At 63.9% G+C, this 19,330-nt stretch carries 21 protein-coding genes; 5 read left to right on the top strand and 16 right to left on the bottom strand.

Annotation, left to right across the window (positions count from 1 at the left end; genetic code table 11):
* Window positions 1-7: 7 nt before the first annotated feature.
* The 13 genes from FH041_RS14715 to FH041_RS14775 all read right to left on the bottom strand — a co-directional run bounded on the left by FH041_RS14715 (window position 8) and on the right by FH041_RS14775 (window position 12,452).
* Entirely contained in the window at window positions 8-946 is a 939-nt protein-coding gene (locus tag FH041_RS14715; protein ID WP_088523395.1) for an LD-carboxypeptidase, read from the bottom strand.
* A gap of 108 nt (window positions 947-1,054) precedes the next feature.
* Window positions 1,055-2,071, bottom strand: a complete 1,017-nt coding sequence (gene lipA, locus FH041_RS14720; RefSeq protein WP_027915255.1) for a lipoyl synthase — start codon at window positions 2,069-2,071, stop codon at window positions 1,055-1,057.
* Window positions 2,072-2,073: 2 nt separating this feature from the next.
* Window positions 2,074-2,721 carry a lipoyl(octanoyl) transferase LipB gene (lipB, locus tag FH041_RS14725; RefSeq protein WP_027915256.1) on the bottom strand — a complete coding sequence of 216 codons (648 nt, stop codon included), beginning with the start codon at window positions 2,719-2,721 and terminating at the stop codon, window positions 2,074-2,076.
* Window positions 2,721-2,996 (bottom strand): DUF493 domain-containing protein, encoded by a 276-nt coding sequence (locus FH041_RS14730; RefSeq protein ID WP_027915257.1) that lies wholly within the window; start codon window positions 2,994-2,996, stop codon window positions 2,721-2,723. The genes lipB and FH041_RS14730 overlap by 1 nt, the downstream gene beginning before the upstream one ends.
* A gap of 72 nt (window positions 2,997-3,068) precedes the next feature.
* Entirely contained in the window at window positions 3,069-4,229 is a 1,161-nt protein-coding gene (locus FH041_RS14735) for a D-alanyl-D-alanine carboxypeptidase family protein (RefSeq protein WP_023534573.1), read from the bottom strand.
* 266 nt (window positions 4,230-4,495) lie between these two features.
* Window positions 4,496-5,503: a septal ring lytic transglycosylase RlpA family protein gene (locus tag FH041_RS14740; RefSeq protein WP_027915258.1), complete on the bottom strand. Its 1,008-nt coding sequence runs from the start codon at window positions 5,501-5,503 to the stop codon at window positions 4,496-4,498.
* A complete protein-coding gene (gene mltB / locus FH041_RS14745) occupies window positions 5,503-6,513 on the bottom strand; it encodes a lytic murein transglycosylase B (RefSeq protein ID WP_027915259.1) in 1,011 nt (336 codons plus the stop codon). The genes FH041_RS14740 and mltB overlap by 1 nt, the downstream gene beginning before the upstream one ends.
* 17 nt (window positions 6,514-6,530) lie before the next feature.
* Window positions 6,531-7,634: a rod shape-determining protein RodA gene (gene rodA, locus FH041_RS14750; RefSeq protein ID WP_042139378.1), complete on the bottom strand. Its 1,104-nt coding sequence runs from the start codon at window positions 7,632-7,634 to the stop codon at window positions 6,531-6,533.
* A gap of 38 nt (window positions 7,635-7,672) precedes the next feature.
* The gene (mrdA, locus tag FH041_RS14755) at window positions 7,673-9,562 is read right to left on the bottom strand and encodes a penicillin-binding protein 2 (RefSeq protein WP_027915261.1); all 1,890 of its coding nucleotides are present in this window, start codon (window positions 9,560-9,562) and stop codon (window positions 7,673-7,675) included.
* A gap of 16 nt (window positions 9,563-9,578) precedes the next feature.
* On the bottom strand, window positions 9,579-10,046 hold the full coding sequence (rlmH, locus tag FH041_RS14760; RefSeq protein ID WP_027915262.1) for a 23S rRNA (pseudouridine(1915)-N(3))-methyltransferase RlmH: 468 nt from the start codon (window positions 10,044-10,046) through the stop codon (window positions 9,579-9,581).
* Window positions 10,047-10,056: 10 nt separating this feature from the next.
* Window positions 10,057-10,476, bottom strand: a complete 420-nt coding sequence (gene rsfS / locus FH041_RS14765) for a ribosome silencing factor (RefSeq protein ID WP_027915263.1) — start codon at window positions 10,474-10,476, stop codon at window positions 10,057-10,059.
* 43 nt (window positions 10,477-10,519) lie between these two features.
* Window positions 10,520-11,179 carry a nicotinate-nucleotide adenylyltransferase gene (gene nadD, locus FH041_RS14770; RefSeq protein WP_027915264.1) on the bottom strand — a complete coding sequence of 220 codons (660 nt, stop codon included), beginning with the start codon at window positions 11,177-11,179 and terminating at the stop codon, window positions 10,520-10,522.
* Between the two features lies 1 nt (window position 11,180).
* Entirely contained in the window at window positions 11,181-12,452 is a 1,272-nt protein-coding gene (locus tag FH041_RS14775; RefSeq protein ID WP_027915265.1) for a glutamate-5-semialdehyde dehydrogenase, read from the bottom strand.
* Between the two features lie 246 nt (window positions 12,453-12,698).
* Between FH041_RS14775 and FH041_RS14780 the strand changes: the two genes are divergently transcribed.
* Both FH041_RS14780 and FH041_RS14785 read left to right on the top strand, forming a co-directional pair.
* Complete coding sequence (locus FH041_RS14780) at window positions 12,699-13,367, top strand: DNA-3-methyladenine glycosylase (protein WP_027915266.1); 669 nt, start codon at window positions 12,699-12,701, stop codon at window positions 13,365-13,367.
* Window positions 13,368-13,370: 3 nt separating this feature from the next.
* On the top strand, window positions 13,371-14,687 hold the full coding sequence (locus FH041_RS14785) for a bifunctional DedA family/phosphatase PAP2 family protein (RefSeq protein ID WP_027915267.1): 1,317 nt from the start codon (window positions 13,371-13,373) through the stop codon (window positions 14,685-14,687).
* Between the two features lie 13 nt (window positions 14,688-14,700).
* On the opposite strand, the gene FH041_RS14790 is transcribed toward FH041_RS14785, so the two are convergent.
* The 3 genes from FH041_RS14790 to FH041_RS14800 are packed head-to-tail and all read right to left on the bottom strand — an operon-like array spanning window position 14,701 to window position 16,376.
* On the bottom strand, window positions 14,701-15,291 hold the full coding sequence (locus FH041_RS14790) for an LON peptidase substrate-binding domain-containing protein (protein ID WP_110607094.1): 591 nt from the start codon (window positions 15,289-15,291) through the stop codon (window positions 14,701-14,703).
* A gap of 9 nt (window positions 15,292-15,300) precedes the next feature.
* Window positions 15,301-16,017 carry an LrgB family protein gene (locus tag FH041_RS14795; protein ID WP_027915269.1) on the bottom strand — a complete coding sequence of 239 codons (717 nt, stop codon included), beginning with the start codon at window positions 16,015-16,017 and terminating at the stop codon, window positions 15,301-15,303.
* The gene (locus FH041_RS14800; RefSeq protein ID WP_023534554.1) at window positions 16,014-16,376 is read right to left on the bottom strand and encodes a CidA/LrgA family protein; all 363 of its coding nucleotides are present in this window, start codon (window positions 16,374-16,376) and stop codon (window positions 16,014-16,016) included. Before FH041_RS14800 ends, FH041_RS14795 begins: the two co-directional genes overlap by 4 nt.
* Window positions 16,377-16,506: 130 nt before the next feature.
* On the opposite strand from FH041_RS14800, the gene FH041_RS14805 reads away from it, so the two are divergent.
* The 3 genes from FH041_RS14805 (at window position 16,507) to FH041_RS14815 (ending at window position 19,324) form a co-directional block, all read left to right on the top strand.
* The gene (locus tag FH041_RS14805; protein ID WP_059183423.1) at window positions 16,507-16,962 is read left to right on the top strand and encodes a MaoC family dehydratase; all 456 of its coding nucleotides are present in this window, start codon (window positions 16,507-16,509) and stop codon (window positions 16,960-16,962) included.
* 112 nt (window positions 16,963-17,074) lie between these two features.
* Window positions 17,075-17,953: a 50S ribosomal protein L11 methyltransferase gene (prmA, locus tag FH041_RS14810; protein ID WP_027915271.1), complete on the top strand. Its 879-nt coding sequence runs from the start codon at window positions 17,075-17,077 to the stop codon at window positions 17,951-17,953.
* 42 nt (window positions 17,954-17,995) lie between these two features.
* A complete protein-coding gene (locus FH041_RS14815; RefSeq protein WP_111475498.1) occupies window positions 17,996-19,324 on the top strand; it encodes a DUF3426 domain-containing protein in 1,329 nt (442 codons plus the stop codon).
* Window positions 19,325-19,330 lie beyond the last annotated feature (6 nt).

Consider the following 19,330-nt stretch of genomic DNA (forward strand, 5'->3'; position numbering starts at 1 on the left):
GCCAGGCTCACGCCTGGAACAGCGCCTGCTCAAGCACCAGGCGCTGCCGTTCGCTGTCCAGCGTCACTCGGGCACCCAGCGGCAGGCAGATATTGGGGTCACAGTGTCCACTGCGCCACCCGGCCAGTACTGGTACGCCCAAGGGGCCGAACGTGTCGCGCAGCAGCGGTGCCAGCGCCGCCGCGGTAATGCCAGCGAAGTCCCCTACCAGCACACCCTTGATACCTTCCAGCTTGCCGGCCAGCCGTAACTGCGTCAGCAGACGATCGACCCGGTACAACGGCTCGTTCACATCTTCGATGAACAGGATGCAGCCCTGGGTATCCAGCTCTGCCAAGGTCCCCAGGGTTGCACCCAGCATCGACAGGTTCCCCCCCATCAGCGGGCCACTGGCAAGGCCGGGGATGACGGTGTTCAAGGGGAACTGCGCCGGGTGTGTGATCGGGTCACCGGCTGCCAGGTGCCCGCTCAGCTGCGCCACCAGCGACGATTCGGTCGGTGCCTGCTTGCCCCCCAACAGGTCGGCGTTGAGCATGGCCCCGTGGAAGCTGATCATCCCTGTATGGCGGTAGAGCGCCGCATGCAAGGCGGTGATATCGCTGTAGCCGATCAAGGGCTTGGGGTGGTTTTGCAACAGCTCGAAATCGAGCCTGTCCAGCAGGCGCATACTGCCGTAGCCGCCACGCATGCACAGGACCGCGTCGATGGACGGGTCCCGGAAGGCGTCGTGCAGGTCCTGTAGTCGCTGCGCGTCGGCGCCTGCCAGGTAGCCCTCGGCCTGGGTCGCACCCGGATAGACCCGGCAGCGGTAGCCGCGCTCGGCGAACCACCGGGTCGCCTTGTGCACATCCAGACGCGCGGGGCCTGCCGGGGCAACCACGGCAAAACAGGCATCGGGCGCAATGGCCTTGCGCAGTGGCAAGGCAGAAGGTTCAACGCACTTCATCGGGCAACTCCATACGGCTTGTCCCGGACAGCTTACGGGTTGGCTGGCAGAAAAAAAAATGCCGATGCAGCCTTGCGGCGCATCGGCATTTCTATTTTCACGGTCAGATCAGAGCTTGATCTTGGCTTCGTGCGCTTGCTGGTCGGCGTGGTAGGACGAGCGCACCAATGGGCCGGAAGCGACGTTCTTGAAGCCCATGCGATAGCCTTCCTCGGCGAACCAGGCAAAGGTGTCGGGGTGCACGAAGCGCTGCACTGGCAAGTGGCTGCGCGATGGCTGCAAGTATTGACCCAGGGTGAGCATGTCGATGTCGTGTTCGCGCATGCGGTGCATGACCTCGATCACTTCTTCGTCGGTCTCGCCCAACCCGAGCATCAGGCCGGACTTGGTGGGCACATGCGGTACCAGCTGCTTGAACTTCTGCAGCAGGTCCAACGACCAGTCGTAGTCCGAACCCGGGCGAGCGGCCTTGTACAGGCGCGGCACGGTTTCAAGGTTGTGGTTGAACACATCCGGCGGCTCCTGGGCCGTGATCGCCAGCGCCACGTCCATACGGCCCCGGTAGTCCGGAACCAGGGTTTCGAGCTGCACGCCTGGCGACAAGGCGCGGATTTCGCGGATGCAGTCGGCAAAGTGCTGGGCGCCGCCATCGCGCAGATCATCACGGTCAACCGAGGTGATGACCACGTACTTCAGGCGCAGGTCGGCAATGGCCACCGCAAGGTTCTTCGGCTCGTCCAGGTCCAACGGCTTGGGACGGCCATGCCCCACGTCGCAGAACGGGCAGCGCCGGGTGCAGATGTCGCCCATGATCATGAAGGTGGCGGTGCCGCCCGAGAAGCACTCGCCCAGGTTCGGGCAGGAGGCTTCTTCGCAGACGCTGTGCAGCTTGTGCTTGCGCAGCAGTTGCTTGATGCGGTCTACCTCGGGCGAGACCGGGATACGCACGCGGATCCAGTCAGGCTTCTTGGGCAGCTCGTCGGTGGGGATGATCTTGACCGGGATGCGCGCGACCTTGTCGGCGCCTCGCAGCTTGACCCCGGCTTCGACCTTTTTGGGGGCGGAACGCGCAGTAGCGTCCTGGGTTGGGATCAGGTTCGGCACGGCTTCTTGCACAGTAGTCATATTCAGTCGATTCCGCCCGTGAGGGTCGTCTGCTCTGCGTAGTCGAGGTGCTTGACCAGCTGTTCGCGCAGCCTTGTCCTGACCTCGTCGAGTTCGATCGGGCCTGCCAGGTCACGCAGCTGGGTCATCGCCAGCCCCGCATAACCGCAGGGGTTGATTCGGCAAAAGGGTGCCAGGTCCATGTCCACGTTCAAGGCTAGGCCATGAAAGGAGCGGCCGTTGCGGATACGCAGGCCGAGCGAAGCGATCTTCGCGCCGTCTACATACACACCCGGTGCATCGGGCTTGGCAGCGGCCTGCACCGCGTAGCCATCGAGCAGGGCGATCAGGCTGCGCTCGATGCGGCTGACCAGGTCGCGTACGCCGAAGCCCAGGCGGCGTACATCCAGCAGCAGATAGGCCACCAGCTGGCCTGGCCCATGATAGGTCACCTGGCCACCCCGGTCGGTCTGCACCACGGGAATATCGCCCGGCACCAGCAGGTGCTCGGCCTTGCCAGCCTGCCCTTGCGTGAAGACCGGCGGGTGTTCGACCAGCCAGACTTCATCCTGGGTATCGGCAGTGCGCTGCTCAGTGAAACGCCGCATGGCCTCGAGCACCGGTTCATAGGGCTGCAGGCCAAGTTCGCGGACACCGAGGCAGCCGGGCATCAGAGCACCATTTTCACGATGCCGGTGGCACGCAGGGCGCTGTTGATATCGTGGAGCTGATTTTCGCTTTCGGCCACGATGTGCAATTGCACAGTGGTGTACTTGCCTTCCTTGCTCTGGCGTTCGGCCAGCGTGGAAAGATCGACCTTGGCGTGTTTGCTGAGCACTTCGATCACGGTGTCCTTGAAGCCGACACCGGTGTCACCGATGACCTTGATCGGATAATCGGCACAGGGAAATTCGATTTTGTGAGACTTGACGTCTGGTTCGCTCATGGCGGAAACGGCCTCGCAAGCCGTGGCAACAACAACACCCCCGCGATCACGCGGGGGCGTGCAGGTCACGTGTCAGTTGAACAACCCGTAGAAGAATAGACGGATGCTATCCCACATACGGCGGAAGAAACCACCTTCCTCGACGCCATCGAGGGCGATCAGGTCGGCGCTGTGAACCACTTTGTCGTCCAGTTTGACTTCAACCTTGCCGATCACGTCACCCTTGGCGATGGGGGCGGTCAGTTGCGGGTTCATGGTCATCGAAGCCTGCAGGCGCTTGAGCTGGCCCTTGGGCATGGTCATGGTCAGGTCTTCGGCAAGGCCGGCCTTGACTTCGCTGGTGGCGCCTTTCCACACAGGAGCCTTGGTCAGCTCGGTGCCCTTCTGATAGAAGGTCTGGGTTTCGAAGAAGCGGAAGCCGTAGGTCAGCAGCTTCTGGGTTTCGGCAGCGCGGGACTGCTCGCTGTTGGTGCCGAACACCACGGCGATCAGGCGCTGGCCGTCACGTACGGCCGATGCCACCATGCAGTAGCCAGCCTCTTCGGTGTGGCCGGTCTTCAGACCATCCACGGTCTTGTCACGCCACAGCAGCAGGTTGCGGTTAGGCTGCTTGATGTTGTTCCAGAAGAACTCTTTCTGCGAATAGATGGCGTAGTGAGCCGGGTCGACGTTGATGATCGCACGGGCCAGGATCGCCATGTCGTGAGCAGAGGAATAATGCTCCGGGTTCGGCAGGCCAGTGGGGTTCATGAAGTGACTGTTGGTCATGCCCAGGTCGGCAGCGGTCTTGTTCATCATGTCGGCGAAAGCGTCTTCGCTGCCGGCGATGTGCTCGGACAGGGCGACGGAAGCATCGTTGCCGGACTGGATGATGATGCCGTGCAGCAGGTCGCTGACGGTCACCTGGCTGCCCACCTTGATGAACATGCGCGAACCGCCGGTGCGCCAGGCGTTTTCGCTGACGGTCACCGGGTCGTTTTCGCCGATCTGGCCACGGCGGATGTCCAGCGTGGCGATGTAGGCGGTCATCAGCTTGGTCAGGCTGGCTGGCGGAAGACGCTCGTCACCGTTGTTCTCGACCAGCACGTTGCCGCTGGACGCGTCCATGAGTACGTAGGACTTGGCTGCCAGTTGAGGCGGCGCGGGCGTCATCTGCTCGGCCGCGAAGGCCACCGGGGTGAGCAGGAGCAATACGGGCAAGCAAAGTCGTTTGGCAAGGTTGGTGATGTTCATCCGTCTCTCGAAAATCGCTAATGGTCTGGAGATGTTTTCTGGGCAAGCACACGGCCCAGCACCGGTCAGTCTAGTTATTGGCCTGGGGCCTGGCCCGGCAACGTGCGACAGGGTGCCGCTGCGGGCAAAACCGGCATTGTACATGGCTGGGCCTGTCAATTCATGACAAAACCGCCACTTTGCACCGCTCTTGTCCATAGGTGGACCCCACCCGCAGGCTGTTCATAGCGTGCGCGAGGGGTCAGTCACCCTGTCGGGACGCCTGGTCAGTCAGCTGTGACCAACTTGGCCTGCCCCAGGTTCGCCAGGCGGATGCTGTTCTGCGCCTGCTGGACTTCACCCTCGCTGTTGATCGGCCCCAGGCGTACGCGATGCAGCGTCTGCTGGTTGCGTACGATCGAGCTGATGAACACCGGTGCGCTGACCATGCTGCTGAGCTTGGCGCGCAGCAGCTCGGCCGCATCGGGGTTGGCGAATGCGCCGACCTGCAGGAAGCTGCCGCCAGTGCCGGCAGGCACGTTGTTGCCACCGACCTGCACCGGCACCACCGGCGCCGCATGCTGCTGCGGCGGTGGCGTCCACTGCTCTACCCGACCGGAGCTGGCCGGGATCGCCTGGGTCTGGGCCACCTGGGGCTCCTTGAGCACCATGGGCGGCGTCTGGCCGCGTTGAGCCCACCATTGCTGGGGGTCGATGCCTTCGACGCGCACATGGGCAGTACCGATCTCGGCGTAGCCCAGCTTCTTCGCCGCCGCATACGACAGGTCGATGATGCGATCGGAATAGAACGGGCCGCGATCGTTCACCCGCAGGATGACGCTGCGACCGTTGGCCAGGTTGGTCACCTTTACATAGGCGGGCAGTGGCAGCGTCTTGTGCGCGGCACTCATGCCGTACAGGTCGTACAGCTCGCCGTTGGCGGTGTTCTGACCATGGAACTTGGTGCCATACCACGACGCCGTGCCCTCGGCGCGGTAGTTGCGCGCATCCTGCATCGGGTAGTAGGTCTTGCCCAGGACGGTGTAGGGGTTGGCCTTGTAGTTGCCGGTGTGCAGGGTGGGCGTGGCATCGGGGATCTTGTTGACGTCCACATCCCACCACGGCGCACCGTCCTTGTGGGCACGGTTGATGTCCAGGCCGGGCTGGCTGCGCACCACGCTCGCGCCGCTGGAACTCTTGGGCGCCGGGCGGCTGGAGGAGCAACTGACCAACGCCAGGCCGATGGCGGCGCAGGTGACCAGCTTGAAGGAAGTGGTAGAGAAAATTGCGCGCATTAGTTGACGCCCCGTGCTTGGACCAGCTGTTGCGCAAGCTGATGCACCGCCATGGCATACATCACGCTGCGGTTGTAGCGAGTGATCGCGTAGAAATTCTTCAAGCCCACCCAGTACTCGGGGCCGTTCTCACCCTCCAGGCGGAAGGCCGTGACGGGCAGATCATCGCGCAGCGAATCATGAACCGACCAGCCAAGGGCACGCAACTCCCCGACCGTGCTGGCCGGCTCGATACCGGTGGTCAGGCCTTGATCGGCGCGCTCGCCCTGCACGGTGGCGCGGCTGACCACGCTCTGCCCGGCCATCCAGCCATGGCGCTTGAAGTAGTTCGCCACGCTGCCGATGGCATCATCGGGGTTGGTCCAGATGTTGATGTGCCCATCACCGTCGAAGTCCACGGCGTAGTTGCGAAAGCTGCTGGGCATGAACTGCGGCAGCCCCATGGCCCCGGCATAGGAGCCCTTGAGGGTCAGGGGATCGAGTTGTTCTTCACGGGCCAGCAGCAGGAACTCACGCAGTTCCTTGCGGAAGAATTCGGCGCGTGGGGGATAATCGAAGCCCAGGGTGGACAACGCGTCGAGCACTCGGAAGTTGCCCGTGTTGCGCCCGAAGAAGGTTTCAACGCCAATGATCGACACGATGTATTGTGCCGGCACCCCATATTCCTGCTCGGCCCGCGCCAGCACGGCTTCGTGCTGGCGCCAGAAGTCCACGCCCCGCGCAATGCGCGCGTCGGTGAGGAACATCGGGCGGTACTCCTTCCAGGGTTTGACCCGTTCGGCTGGCCGCGAAATCGCATCGAGGATCGATTGCTTGCGCTGCACTTCACGGAACACGCCCATCAGTTGTTCTGGGGCAAAACCATGGTCGCGGCTCATCTGGCCAACGAATTCGGCCACCTGGGGCGAGTTGTCGTAGTCGCCGGCCTCGGCCAGCTGTACAGCGCCAAACAGGCTCACCGCACCAAACCACGGCGCACAACGGGTAGCCCAGTTACGCACTGCTTGCATGTAATTGTTCACCTTATTCAAACCTGTGCGATCCACTTTCGATGCGTGTGGATCGACATCAGAACGCCAAACGCTGACAGCAGCGTCACCAATGAAGTTCCGCCATAGCTAATGAAGGGCAAGGGCACGCCGACGACGGGCAGAAGGCCACTTACCATCCCGATATTGACGAATACGTATACGAAGAACGTCATGGTCAAGCTGCCAGCGAGCAGCTTGCCGAACAATGTCTGTGCCTGCGCCGTGATCATCAGGCCACGCCCGATCAGCAGCAGGTACACGATCAGCAACAGGCAAATGCCCACCAGGCCGAACTCCTCGCCCAGCACGGCGATGATGAAGTCGGTGTGGCTTTCAGGCAGAAAGTCCAGGTGCGACTGCGTGCCCAGCAGCCACCCCTTGCCAAATACGCCGCCAGACCCAATCGCCGCCTTGGACTGGATGATGTTCCAGCCCGTGCCCAGCGGGTCGCTCTCCGGGTCGAGGAAGGTCAGCACCCGCTGCTTCTGGTAGTCGTGCATCACGAAAAACCACATGGCCACCGCCACGGGCACCGTTGCCGCCAGCACGCTGAGAATCCAGCGCCAGCGCAGGCCGCCCATGAACAGGACGAAGGCACCGGAGGCCAGAATCAGCAACGCCGTCCCCAGGTCCGGCTGGCGCACGATCAGAATGAAAGGCACGCCAATCAGTACCAGGCTGATGGCCACGTGCTTGAGGTGCGGCGGCAGGGTGCGCTTGGACAAGTACCAGGCGATGGTCGCCGGCATGATGATCTTCATGAACTCGGAGGGCTGGAAGCGAATCACCCCGGGTATGTTGATCCAGCGCGTTGCACCCATGGCGTTGTGGCCCATGACGTCCACCACCACCAGCAGCAATACCCCGGTCAGGTACGCCAGTGGCACCCAGCGCGCCATGAACCGTGGCTCGAGCTGGGCGATGACGAACATCGATACCAGGCCGATGCCAAACGAGGTGGCCTGCTTGAGCAACAGGTCCCAGTTCTTGCCGCTGGCCGAATACAGCACGAACAGGCTGCCCGCGGCCAGGGTCAGGAGGATGATCAGCAGGGGACCATCGACGTGGATGCGCTGCAGGAAGCTGGCGCGCCGACGCATCACATCCTCGCTGGAGAGCATGCGATCGAAATTGTTCATCACAGCGGCGACTCCTGAGTAGCGGTAACCGGCGCAAGCTCAGGCTTGAGCCGGCCGTTTTCGTCCAGCAGCCAGGCATCCATGATCTGGCGCACCACAGGCGCGGCCACCCCAGAGCCCGACTCGCCGTTCTCGACCATGACCGACACCACGATCTTGGGGTCTTCTGCCGGTGCGAAGGCCACGAACAAGGCGTGGTCGCGGTGACGTTCCTGAAGTTTGTTGCGGTCGTACTTCTCGCCCTGCTTGATGGCCACCACCTGTGCGGTACCACTTTTGCCGGCGATGCGGTACTGGGCACCGATGGCAGCCTTGCGGGCGGTACCGCGCGCGCCGTGCATCACCTGCTCCATGCCGTGGGTCACACGCGCCCAATCGGCCTTGTCGCGCAGCACGATGTCCGGCATCGGGTTTTCATCCACCGGCGGTTCCCCTTCGATGGTCTTGGCCAGGTGCGGCCGGTTCCATACACCCTTGTTGGCAATCAGCGCCGTCGCCTGGGCCAGTTGCAGAGGCGTGGCCTGCATATAGCCCTGGCCGATACCCAGGATCAGGGTTTCGCCCGGGAACCAGGCCTGCCGGCGCGTAGCCCGCTTCCATTCCCGCGACGGCATCAACCCTGCGGACTCTTCGAACATGTCCAGCGACACCCGCTGACCGATGCCGAACTTGTTCATGTAGCTGGACAACCGGTCGATGCCCATCTTGTGGGCCAGGTCGTAGAAGTAGGTGTCGTTGGAGCGCATGATGGCGGTGTCCAGGTCCACCCAGCCGTCACCCGAGCGGTTCCAGTTACGGTATTTGTGATCGTAGTTGGGCAGCTGGTAGTACCCAGGGTCGAACACACGGCTGCTCGGGGTCACCGCGCCGCTGTCCAGGCCGGCGATGGCCACGGCTGGCTTGATCGTCGAACCGGGCGGATAAAGGCCGCGCAAGATGCGGTTGAACAGCGGCCTGTCGATCGAATCACGCAGTTCGGCATAGGCCTTGAAGCTGATGCCGGTGACGAACAGGTTGGGGTCGAAGCTGGGCTGGCTCACCATGGCGAGCACTTCGCCGGTACGTGGGTCGAGCGCCACCACCGCACCACGGCGCCCGGCCAGGGCGGCTTCGGCCGCTTCCTGCAACCTGATGTCCAGGCTCAGCACGATGTCCTTGCCAGGCTTGGGGTCGGTACGTTTGAGCACCCTGAGCACACGGCCGCGGGCGTTGGTCTCGACTTCTTCGTAGCCGACCTGGCCGTGCAGCGTGGCCTCGTAGAACCGCTCGATACCAGTCTTGCCGATGTGGTGCGTGCCGCTGTAGTTCACAGGGTCCAGGGTTTTGAGCTCTTTCTCGTTGATACGGCCGACGTAGCCCACCGAATGCGCGAAATGCGCCCCTTGTGGATAGTGACGCACCAGTTGGGCGACCACCTCCACCCCTGGCAAGCGGAACTGGTTCACCGCCACACGGGCGATCTGTTCCTCGTTGAGTTCGAACAGGATGGGTACCGGCTCGAACGGCCTGCGTCCCTGGCGCATGCGCTTTTCGAACAGTGCGCGGTCGTCTGGAGTGAGTTCCAGTATCTCGACGATGCTGTCCAGCACTTGCTGCCAGTCTCCCGCACGCTCACGGGTCATGGACAGGCTGAAGCTGGGCCGGTTGTCGGCGATCACTACCCCGTTGCGGTCGAAGATCAGCCCGCGTGTCGGCGGGATCGGCTGCACATGCACCCGGTTGTTCTCAGACAGCGTGGAGTGGTAGTCGTACTGGATGATCTGCAGGTAATACAGCCGCGCAATCAGCACGCAGATGAGCAGCATGACCGCCACGGCGCCGACCACGACGCGGTTGCGCACCAGACGGGCGTCTTTTTCGTGGTCCTTGAGGCGGATCGGCTGCGACATCGGGCTGCTTACAGGCTCATTTGTGGTAGGGATGCCCGGACAACACCGTCCAGGCCCGGTAGACCTGCTCGCCGATGAGTATCCTGACCAGCGGGTGCGGCAAGGTCAGCGGCGACAGGGACCAGCGCTGATCGGCGCGGGCGCACACTTGCGGCGCAAGCCCTTCGGGCCCACCCACCATCAGATTCACCGTGCGCGCATCCAGGCGCCAGCGGTCCAGTTCACCTGCCAGTTGCTCGGTGCTCCACGGCTTGCCATGGACCTCCAGGGTTACGACGCGCTCCCCGGGTTGCACCTTGCTGAGCATGGCTTCGCCCTCCTGGCGAATCAGGCGGGCGACGTCGGCATTCTTGCCGCGGGTGTTCAGCGGTATTTCCACCAGCTCGAGCGAAAGTTCGGCCGGCAGGCGCTTGACATACTCATGCCAGCCCTCCTCGACCCACTTCGGCATGCGCGAGCCAACCGCGATCAGGCGCAGACGCACGGCGCTTTCCTTATTCGCGATCTTTGAGCTTGTCGGAGTACTCGTGGACATGGTCCGGGCTGTGGTGCTTGCCATCGGCGGCGCGGCTCTGCTCGGCGCCCTGCCACAGGCGTTCGAGGTCGTAGAACTGGCGTGCAGCCGCAGTCATCATGTGCACGATGACATCGTTAAGGTCCAGCAGCACCCAGTCGCTGTCGCCCTTGCCTTCCTCACCCAGAGGCTGGGCGCCCTTGGCCTTGACTGCCTCGCGGACCTTCTCGGCCATGGCGTTGATCTGACGGTTGGAGGTACCGGTGGCGATGATCATGTAATCGGTCAGGCTGTGCTTGTCACGCACGTCGATGACCTGGATATCCTGGGCCTTGACGTCTTCCAGCGCTGCCGTGGTCACTGCGACCAGTTCGTCGCCGTAAATTTTCTGCTTGGTCATATAAAACTCGTTCAACTCGTAGGATGAGGTGCCAGGGGCACCGTCAGTTGGGCGCACGATACAGTTCGTGCGCCTCGATGTAGGCCAGTACGGCGTCCGGCACCAGGAACCTCACCGACCTGCCGCTGGCCAGCAGCTGTCGGATCTGTGTAGCCGACACCGCAAGCGGTGTCTGCCAGACGAACGAAATGTTTCCCGCCGGGCCGGACATGGCGGTGGGATCGCTCTGCGAACGGGCAGCCAGCAGGTTGCGCAGTTCGTCGGGGGGGTCTACATCCGCATCCGGGCGTTGCAGCACCAGGATGTGGCAGTGTTGCAGCAGTTCTTCCCAGCGGTGCCAGCCGGGCAGTCCGCAGAAGGCGTCCCAGCCCAGCACCAGAAACAACTGGTCGTCAGCGGCAAGCTCGGCACGGATCGACTCCAACGTATCGATGGTGTACGACGGCTTGTCCCGTGCCAGTTCACGCGCGTCCACGCTCAGGCCTGCAACGCCCGCGACGGCGCCCTGCACCATGGCCAGGCGATCGTGCGCGGCCACTTGCGGCGTGTCTCGGTGCGGCGGGCGAGCATTGGGCAACAGGCGCAGCTCGTCCAGGGCCATGAACTCGGCGACTTCCAGCGCACTGCGCAGGTGGCCGATGTGGACCGGGTCGAAGGTGCCGCCAAGAATGCCGACGCGGCGAACTGCCTGGGCCTGACTCAACTCAGCAGGACTCCTGGCCGCGCAGTTGACCGTCGCCGATCACCACGTATTTCTCGCACGTCAGGCCTTCGAGGCCGACCGGGCCACGGGCGTGAAGCTTGTCGGTGGAAATGCCGATCTCGGCACCCAGGCCATATTCGAACCCGTCGGCGAAGCACGTCGGGGTGTTGAGCATGACGGAGGCCGAGTCCACTTCAGCCATGAACTGGCGCGCCTCCCCCTGATGCTCGGTGATGATCGAGTCGGTGTGGTGCGAACCGTAGTGGTTGATGTGCTCGATGGCCTGATCCAGGCTGTCCACCACACGGATGGACAGTACGGCATCGAGGTACTCGGTGTGCCAGTCGTCCTCGCTGGCCGCGTGCGCGTCGATCAGCGCACAGGTACGCTCGCAACCGCGCAGCTCAACGCCTTTCTCCTGGAAACGGCGCGCCATTTCGGGCAGGAAGCGCTCGGCGACCAGCTGGTCCACCAGCAGCGTTTCCATCGCCCCGCAGATGCCGTAGCGGTAGGTCTTGGCGTTGAACGCCACGCGCCAGGCCTTGTCCAGGTCGGCATGCTGGCTGACATGGACATGGCAGATACCGTCGAGGTGCTTGATGACCGGTACCCGTGCGTCGCGGCTGATGCGCTCGATCAGGCCCCGGCCACCGCGCGGTACGATGACATCGACGAACTCGGGCATGCTGATCAGCGCGCCCACCGCCTCGCGGTCGGTGGTTTCCACCACTTGAACCACGGCGGCGGGCAAGCCCGCCGCCGCCAGGCCGCGCTGGATACAGGCGGCAATCGCGCGGTTGGAGTGGATGGCTTCGGAGCCGCCGCGCAGAATCGTGGCATTGCCTGACTTCAGGCACAGGCTGGCCGCGTCGATGGTGACGTTCGGGCGTGATTCGTAAATGATGCCGATGACGCCCAGCGGCGTGCGCATCTTGCCGACCTGGATACCCGATGGGCGGTAGCTCATGTCGCGAATGGCGCCGACCGGGTCCGGCAGGCTGGCGACCTGCCGCAGGCCGGTGATCATGCCGTCGATGCGCGCCGGGGTCAGGGCCAGGCGGTCGAGCAACGCGGCTTCCAGCCCAGAGGCACGGCCATGGGCCAAGTCCTGCTCGTTGGCTGCGATCAGCGCGTCACGGCCTGCATCCAGCGCGTCGGCGGCAGCGTGCAGGGCACGGTTCTTCTGCGCGGTGCTGGCACGGCCGATTACCCGGGAGGCTTCACGGGCTGCGCGACCCAGGCGGGTCATGTAGTCAAGAACGGACTCAGTCATGGGCTCGGTGTCTTGGCGGTGGGGAAACGGCTGATTATAACTGTCGCGCAGGTGTACGCCCAGCGGTGGGTGGCGGATGGTAGAAAAAGCTGTGGCAAATCTGTAGGAAAGATGTAACCGGTCTTATCCATAAGGAAGCAGAACTCTGTGGAAATCTCTGCCCTGCGCCGTCACATGTTCGAAGGTTTCAGATTCGGTTAAGGTAGCGCCTGTTACCCTCATGCCTTTAGCCTGCGAAGCCCTTGCATGCCAGCACTGCCAGACAGCTTTTTCGACCGCGACGCCCAAACCTTGGCCAAAGCCCTGCTGGGCAAGGTCATTCGCCACCGCCAGGGCAACTTGTGGCTTGCCGCCCGCATCATCGAGACCGAGGCCTATTACCTCACCGACAAGGGTAGCCATGCGTCGCTGGGCTACACCGAGAAGCGCAAGGCGCTGTTTCTCGATGGCGGGCACATCTATATGTACTACGCCCGCGGCGGCGACTCCCTGAACTTCAGCGCCCAGGGCCCCGGCAATGCGGTGCTCATCAAGTCCGCCTACCCGTGGCAGGACGCCCTCTCAGGGCCCGACAGCCTGGCGCAGATGCACCTGAACAACCCCGACGCCAGCGGCAACCTGCGCTCCGCCGAGCGCCTGTGCGCGGGGCAGACGCTGTTGTGCCGGGCGCTGGGCCTCAAGGTGCCACATTGGGATGCGCAGCGCTTCGACCCGCAGCGGCTGTATGTGGACGACTGCGCCAACCCGGTGCCGCGGGTGATCCAGGCAGCCCGTCTGGGCATTCCCCACGGGCGTGACGAGCACCTGCCGTACCGCTTCGTCGACGCCGCATACGCCCGGTTCTGCACACGCAACCCATTGCGGCGCGGCCAGGTCGAAGGCCGTGACTTCTCCATCATCGAACAAGAGAGCTGAACCATGGAACAATGGCTCGACGGCCTGACCGGTTGGCTGGGTGCCAACCCACAGTGGCTTGGCGTCGCAATCTTCCTGGTCGCGTGCATCGAATGCCTGGCCATCGCCGGCATCATCGTTCCAGGCACGGTGCTGCTGTTTGCGGTAGCCGTGCTGGCAGGTAGCGGTGTGCTGGGCCTTGGCGAAACCTTGCTGCTGGGCTTTTTGGGCGGGTTACTGGGTGACGCGCTGTCCTACATGATCGGCAAGCATTTCCACCAGAACATTCGCCGCCTGCCGGTGTTGCGGCACCACCCGGAATGGATCGGCAGCGCCGAAACCTACTTCAAGCGCTATGGCATCGCCAGCCTGCTCGTAGGCCGTTTCATCGGCCCGTTGCGGCCCATGCTGCCAATGGTCGCCGGCATGTTCGACATGCCGCTACTGCGGTTCATCGCCGTGAGCCTGGTGGCAGCCGCAGGGTGGTCGATCGCCTACCTGCTGCCCGGTTGGGCCACCGGTGCGGCCATGCGCCTGCCCCTGCCCGAAGGCTTCTGGCCCCAGGCCGGGATCATTTTCGGCACGCTGGCGGTGATCATCGGCCTTAGCCTGAGCACCAGCATCCGCGACCGTCGCCACGGCACACGGCTGATTGGTGCCCTGTGCCTGCTGGCCTTGGCCGGGGTATTTCTTGGCTGGCCCTACCTGCACGCCTTCGACGACGGGGTGATGACGCTGGTCCAGGAGCATCGCAGCCAGGCCATCGACGGCGCCGTGGTGGTGGTGACGCGGCTCGGGGATTTTCGCACCCAGTTCTTCCTCGGCGGGCTGCTGACAGGCTTGCTGCTGGTGGTACGCCAGTGGCGGCACGCTTTCTTCGCAGCTGGGGCGCTGATGGGCACCGCCATCGCCAATGGCACGCTCAAGTGGCTGTTCGCCCGGGCCCGGCCGGAAGTGCTGACCGACCCGCTGACCAGCTACAGTATGCCCAGCGGCCACAGTTCGGCGTCGTTTGCGTTCTTTCTGGTGCTAGCGGTGCTCGCCGGCCGCGGCCAGCCACCGCGCATGCGCCTGACCTGGATCATGCTAGGTTGCATTCCGGCATTGGCCATTGCCCTGTCGCGGGTGTACCTGGGTGCACACTGGCCCACCGACATCCTGGCCGGCGCCCTGCTGGCCTGCTGCGTCTGCGCGATCAGCCTGACGTTGTCCCAGTACCGTCAGACCCTGCCGGCCCTGCCCCTGAAGGTCTGGTGGCTGGTGTTGCCGGCCTGCATCGCCTTGCTGGCCTTCTTTGCCACCCACGCTCTGCCCCACGCCCTGCTCAGGTACCAGTACTGACGCCAGGCGCTATTCAGGCAAACAGCTCACCCTGGATGCGCTCGAGCAACCTGTGGATCTCGCCCAGCCGCTGCTCGGGCGAGTCCTGGGCCAGCAAGTCCAGCTTGTCTTGCTCGGTGAAGGGCAGCAGGTAGGCCAGTTGGTTGGCCAGCGCCTGACGCCCGTCCACAGGCCGGGGCATGTCGAGCGCCTCGACCATCGGGTGCTCGCCCAAGGCCAGCAGCAGGGCCAGCAAGTCGTCGTCCGCTTCCTGCAAGGGGCTGTCGTCAAGCTCAGGCAGCCACTGCACCTGCCCCACCAGCAGTTGATCCTTTTGCACCTCGGTGGCCTGCAGATCGAAACGCCGCACCCCTTCGACGCGAATACCCAACAGGCCATTGTCCTGCTGGACGAAATCGCGGATCACCGCTTCGCAGCCAATGGACGCCACCACGGGCGGCGCCTTGCCGACCTGCTCGCCCTCCACGATGCAGACCACGCCAAAGCCTTCGCCTTGTTTCATGCAACGCCCGATCATGTCCAGGTAGCGGGCTTCGAAAATCTGCAGGTCGAGAAAACACCCTGGGAACAGCACGGTGTCGAGGGGAAACAGCGGTAGCATCATCATCACTCCTCAAGCCACCAGGCTGACGGCCAGCGGCAGGAACACTGCCGTTGCCACGCCCATCAGGCTCATCGCCAGCGCGGCGAAGGCGCCGCATTCGTCACTTTCCTGCAAGGCCACCGAGGTGCCGACCGCGTGGGCCGTGATGCCCAGGGACATGCCCCGCGCTTCAGGGCTGAGCACACCGCAGCGGCTCAACAAGGCAGGCCCGAAAATGGCCCCGATCACCCCGGTAATCAGCACGAAGACCGCAGCCAGCGCCGCCACGCCACCGATCTGCTCGGCTACCAGCATCGCGATGGGCGAGGTGACGGACTTGGGCGCCATGGTCATCAGGATCATGTGCTCGGCGCCAAACCACCATCCCAGCAACAGGCAGCACACCGTGGCGAACAGGCCTCCGAGTACCAGCGTAGTCAAGGTCGGCCAGAACAACTGGCGAATGCGCCGCAGGTTCAGGAACAGCGGCACCGCCAAGGCCACGGTGGCAGGGCCCAGCAGGATGTTCATGATTTCGGTGCTCTTGCGGTATTCGGCGTAGTCGATGCCGCACAGCAGCAGCACGCCGATCACCAGGGCCATCGACACCAGCACCGGCTGCAGGAAGATCCAGCGGGTCTTCTCATACCCGGCCAGCACCAGCTGGTAGGCCCCCAGGGTCACGCCAATGCCGAACAATGGGTGGTGGACCACTGCATCCAATGCGCCTTGCCAATCGAGCATCATGGCTGGTCCTCGCGCCGGGCCTGACGATGAATGAGTTTCTGCATCAGCACGCCCACCACCACCAGCGTCAGCAGGCAGGAAATCAACAGCGCACCGACGATGGCCCAGAAGTCGGCGGCGATGTCACGGGCATACACCATCACCCCCACGGCCGGAGGCACCAGCAACAGCGGCAAGTAGCGCAGCAGGCTGCCGGCAGCTTCGTTGAGGGGCGCACCCACCTCGCCGCGCACCATCAGAAAACCCAGCAATAGCAACAGGCCGATGATCGGCCCCGGCAGGACGGGAACCAACAGATGATTGACTGCCGTCCCCAACAGCTGGAACAGCACCAGCCAGGTCAAACCCCGCAACAGCATAACGTTCTCCTTCAGGCGTGCGGCTCATTATAAGCATGGGCAGGCTGCCCGCGCCGAGCGCAACTTGACCGGCCTGGCCAAGCATGCTGATCTTGCACGCGCGTGCCATTTCATACCCAGGAGGATTACCATGCCGCTAGTGCCGGCCACCGCGCTTACCCAATACGTCGGCAAGTCCCTCGGCCACTCGGCCTGGCTGACCATCGACCAGCAGCGTATCGATCGTTTCGCCGAGGCGACTGGCGATCATCAGTTCATCCACGTTGACCCGCAGCGAGCTGCGCAAACCGCGTTCGGCGGCACCATCGCCCATGGCTTTCTGACCCTGTCCCTGATTCCTACGCTGATCGAGGACATCCTGGTCTTGCCGCAGGGGCTGAAGATGGTCGTCAACTACGGCCTGGACAGCGTGCGCTTCATTCAGCCGGTGAAGGTCGACAGCCAGGTGCGCCTGCATGTCGAGCTGGCCGATGTGCAGCAAAAGCGCCCCGGCCAATGGTTGCTCAAGGCCATCGCCACGCTGGAGATAAAAGACGAGGACAAGCCCGCCTACCGGGCTGAATCCCTGTCCCTGTGCTTTGTCTAGGCACCGGCACCTGACAGGCGCAGGCGTCTCTACAAACCCTACGCACTCGCGTAAACTGCCAGGCTCCGCGCAGCCTTGGGCTGCCCTTCTGGATCTATCAAAGGTACACGCCATGCCCTGGCTGCAAGTACGTCTGGCCATCAGCCCGGAACAAGCCGAAACCTACGAAGACGCGCTGCTGGAAGTCGGCGCGGTGTCGGTCACCTTCATGGACGCCGAAGATCAACCCATCTTCGAGCCAGACCTCAATACCACGCCGCTGTGGTCGCACACCCACCTGCTGGCCCTGTTCGAGGCTGACACCAACCCTGAACAGGTGTTCGCGCACCTGCGCCTGCTGACGGGCGTCGAGCTGCCCCAGCACCAGGCCGAAGTGATCGAAGACCAGGACTGGGAACGCAGCTGGATGGACAATTTCCAGCCGATGCGTTTCGGCCGCCGGCTGTGGATCGTGCCGAGCTGGCACGATGCTCCGGAAAAGGACGCCGTGAACCTGTTGCTCGATCCTGGGCTGGCGTTCGGCACGGGCACGCACCCCACCACGGCGCTGTGCCTTGAGTGGCTCGACGGTCAGCAGTTGCAGGGCACCCAGGTGCTGGACTTTGGCTGTGGCTCGGGCATTCTGGCGATCGCTGCACTGTTGCTGGGCGCGCGCGAAGCGGTAGGCACGGACATCGACGTGCAGGCGATCGAAGCCTCTCGCGACAATGCCCAACGCAACGGCATTGCCGACGAGCTGTTCGCGCTGTACCTGCCCGAGCACATGCCTGCCATGCAGGCCGACGTGCTGGTGGCCAACATCCTGGCCGGGCCACTGGTGTCGCTGGCACCGCAGCTCAGCGGCCTGGTCCGCCCGGGCGGTCTGCTGGCGTTGTCGGGCATTCTCGCTGAACAAGGCGAAGAAGTGGCCGCCGCCTACGCTGCCGATTTCGACCTGGACCCTATCGTCGTTCGCGATGGCTGGGTGCGAATCAGTGGTCGCCGCCGCTAGTCGAACCTAGAATAGCCCTCAGCACAGCCTCCGGATTGCCGCATGACCGACAGTTTCGTCACCCAGTGCCCGCATTGCCAGACCAGCTTTCGTGTCACCCACCACCAGTTGAGCGTGGCCCGTGGCGTGGTGCGTTGCGGCCAGTGCCTGCAAGTGTTCAATGCCGCCAAGCAGCTACTGGAGCAGAACCGCAGCGCCCCCCTCCCGCCGAGCCCGCTGCCGGCCACCGAGGCAGCGCCGGCGCCTGCCGCGCCCACCCCCGCGCACGTGCACCCCATCGCGCCGGACGACGAGGCCTGGGCCCAGACCGCCCAGGCCTTGGACGAGCTCGACCTGGACAAGGAACTGGAGCGCCTGGAGCGCCGCCACGCGCCCGTACAGGTGCGTGAGGCCGATCAGGCGTCCATGCTGCAGGCATGGCGTCACGAGGAGGACGCGGACGAACACCTGGACGAAGTGTTCGGCACTGCAGCAGGCGAGCCGTTTGAACCGGAACAGGCTGCTGCTGCCCCCGTACTCGAGCCTGCTCCCCAGGCAGATTCGCGGCGCGAGGCGCGTACCGAGCCGACCTTCACCGCCGGCCTGGACGCAGACGCAGAAGATGAGCCGCCGCTGGGCAGCATCGTGACGGATGAGGATGAGCCAAAACTGGGAGCGCCACTGCGACCCGAAGACGATGACGAGGTGTCGATTGCCGGCCTCACCGCGCACGACGACGAACCCTTGGCAACCAGCCTGCGCGCCGACGATGAACACGACGAAGCGCCGTTGCCCATGGGGCGCATGGAGCCTGAGGTCACTGACAAGGCCGAACGCCCAAGGCGCAAGGAACCCTTGGTGGATGTGGTGGACGACCCGCTGCAACTGGGCTGGGAGAAGCCGGCCCCGGCCTGGGGCAAGCGCCTGCTGTGGGGTGGGTTGACGCTGATCGCTGCTGCCATGCTCGCCTTGCAGTACGTCTGGTTCCATTTCGACGAGCTGTCCCGACAGGACCAGTACCGCCCGCTGTTCGAGCAGGTGTGTCCGGCCGTGGGCTGCCAGGTCCCCTCTCGTGTCGATGTGAACCGGATCAAGAGCAGCAACCTGGTGGTGCGCAGCCATCCGGACTTCAAAGGTGCGCTGATCGTGGACGCCATCATCTATAACCGTGCCCCCTTCGCCCAACCCTTTCCACTGCTCGAACTGCGCTTCTCGGACCTCAATGGCCAGCTGATCGCCAGTCGCCGTTTCAAGCCGGCCGAATACCTGTCCGGGGAGCTGGCCGGACGCGGCGAAATGCCCAGCCAGACGCCGATCCACATCGCGCTGGATATTCTTGACCCAGGTCAGCGAGCGGTGAACTACAGCCTGAGCTTCCGCTCGCCGGAATAAACCCTG

Source organism: Pseudomonas sp. SWI7 (assembly GCF_006351945.1).
Lineage (GTDB): Bacteria > Pseudomonadota > Gammaproteobacteria > Pseudomonadales > Pseudomonadaceae > Aquipseudomonas > Aquipseudomonas fulva.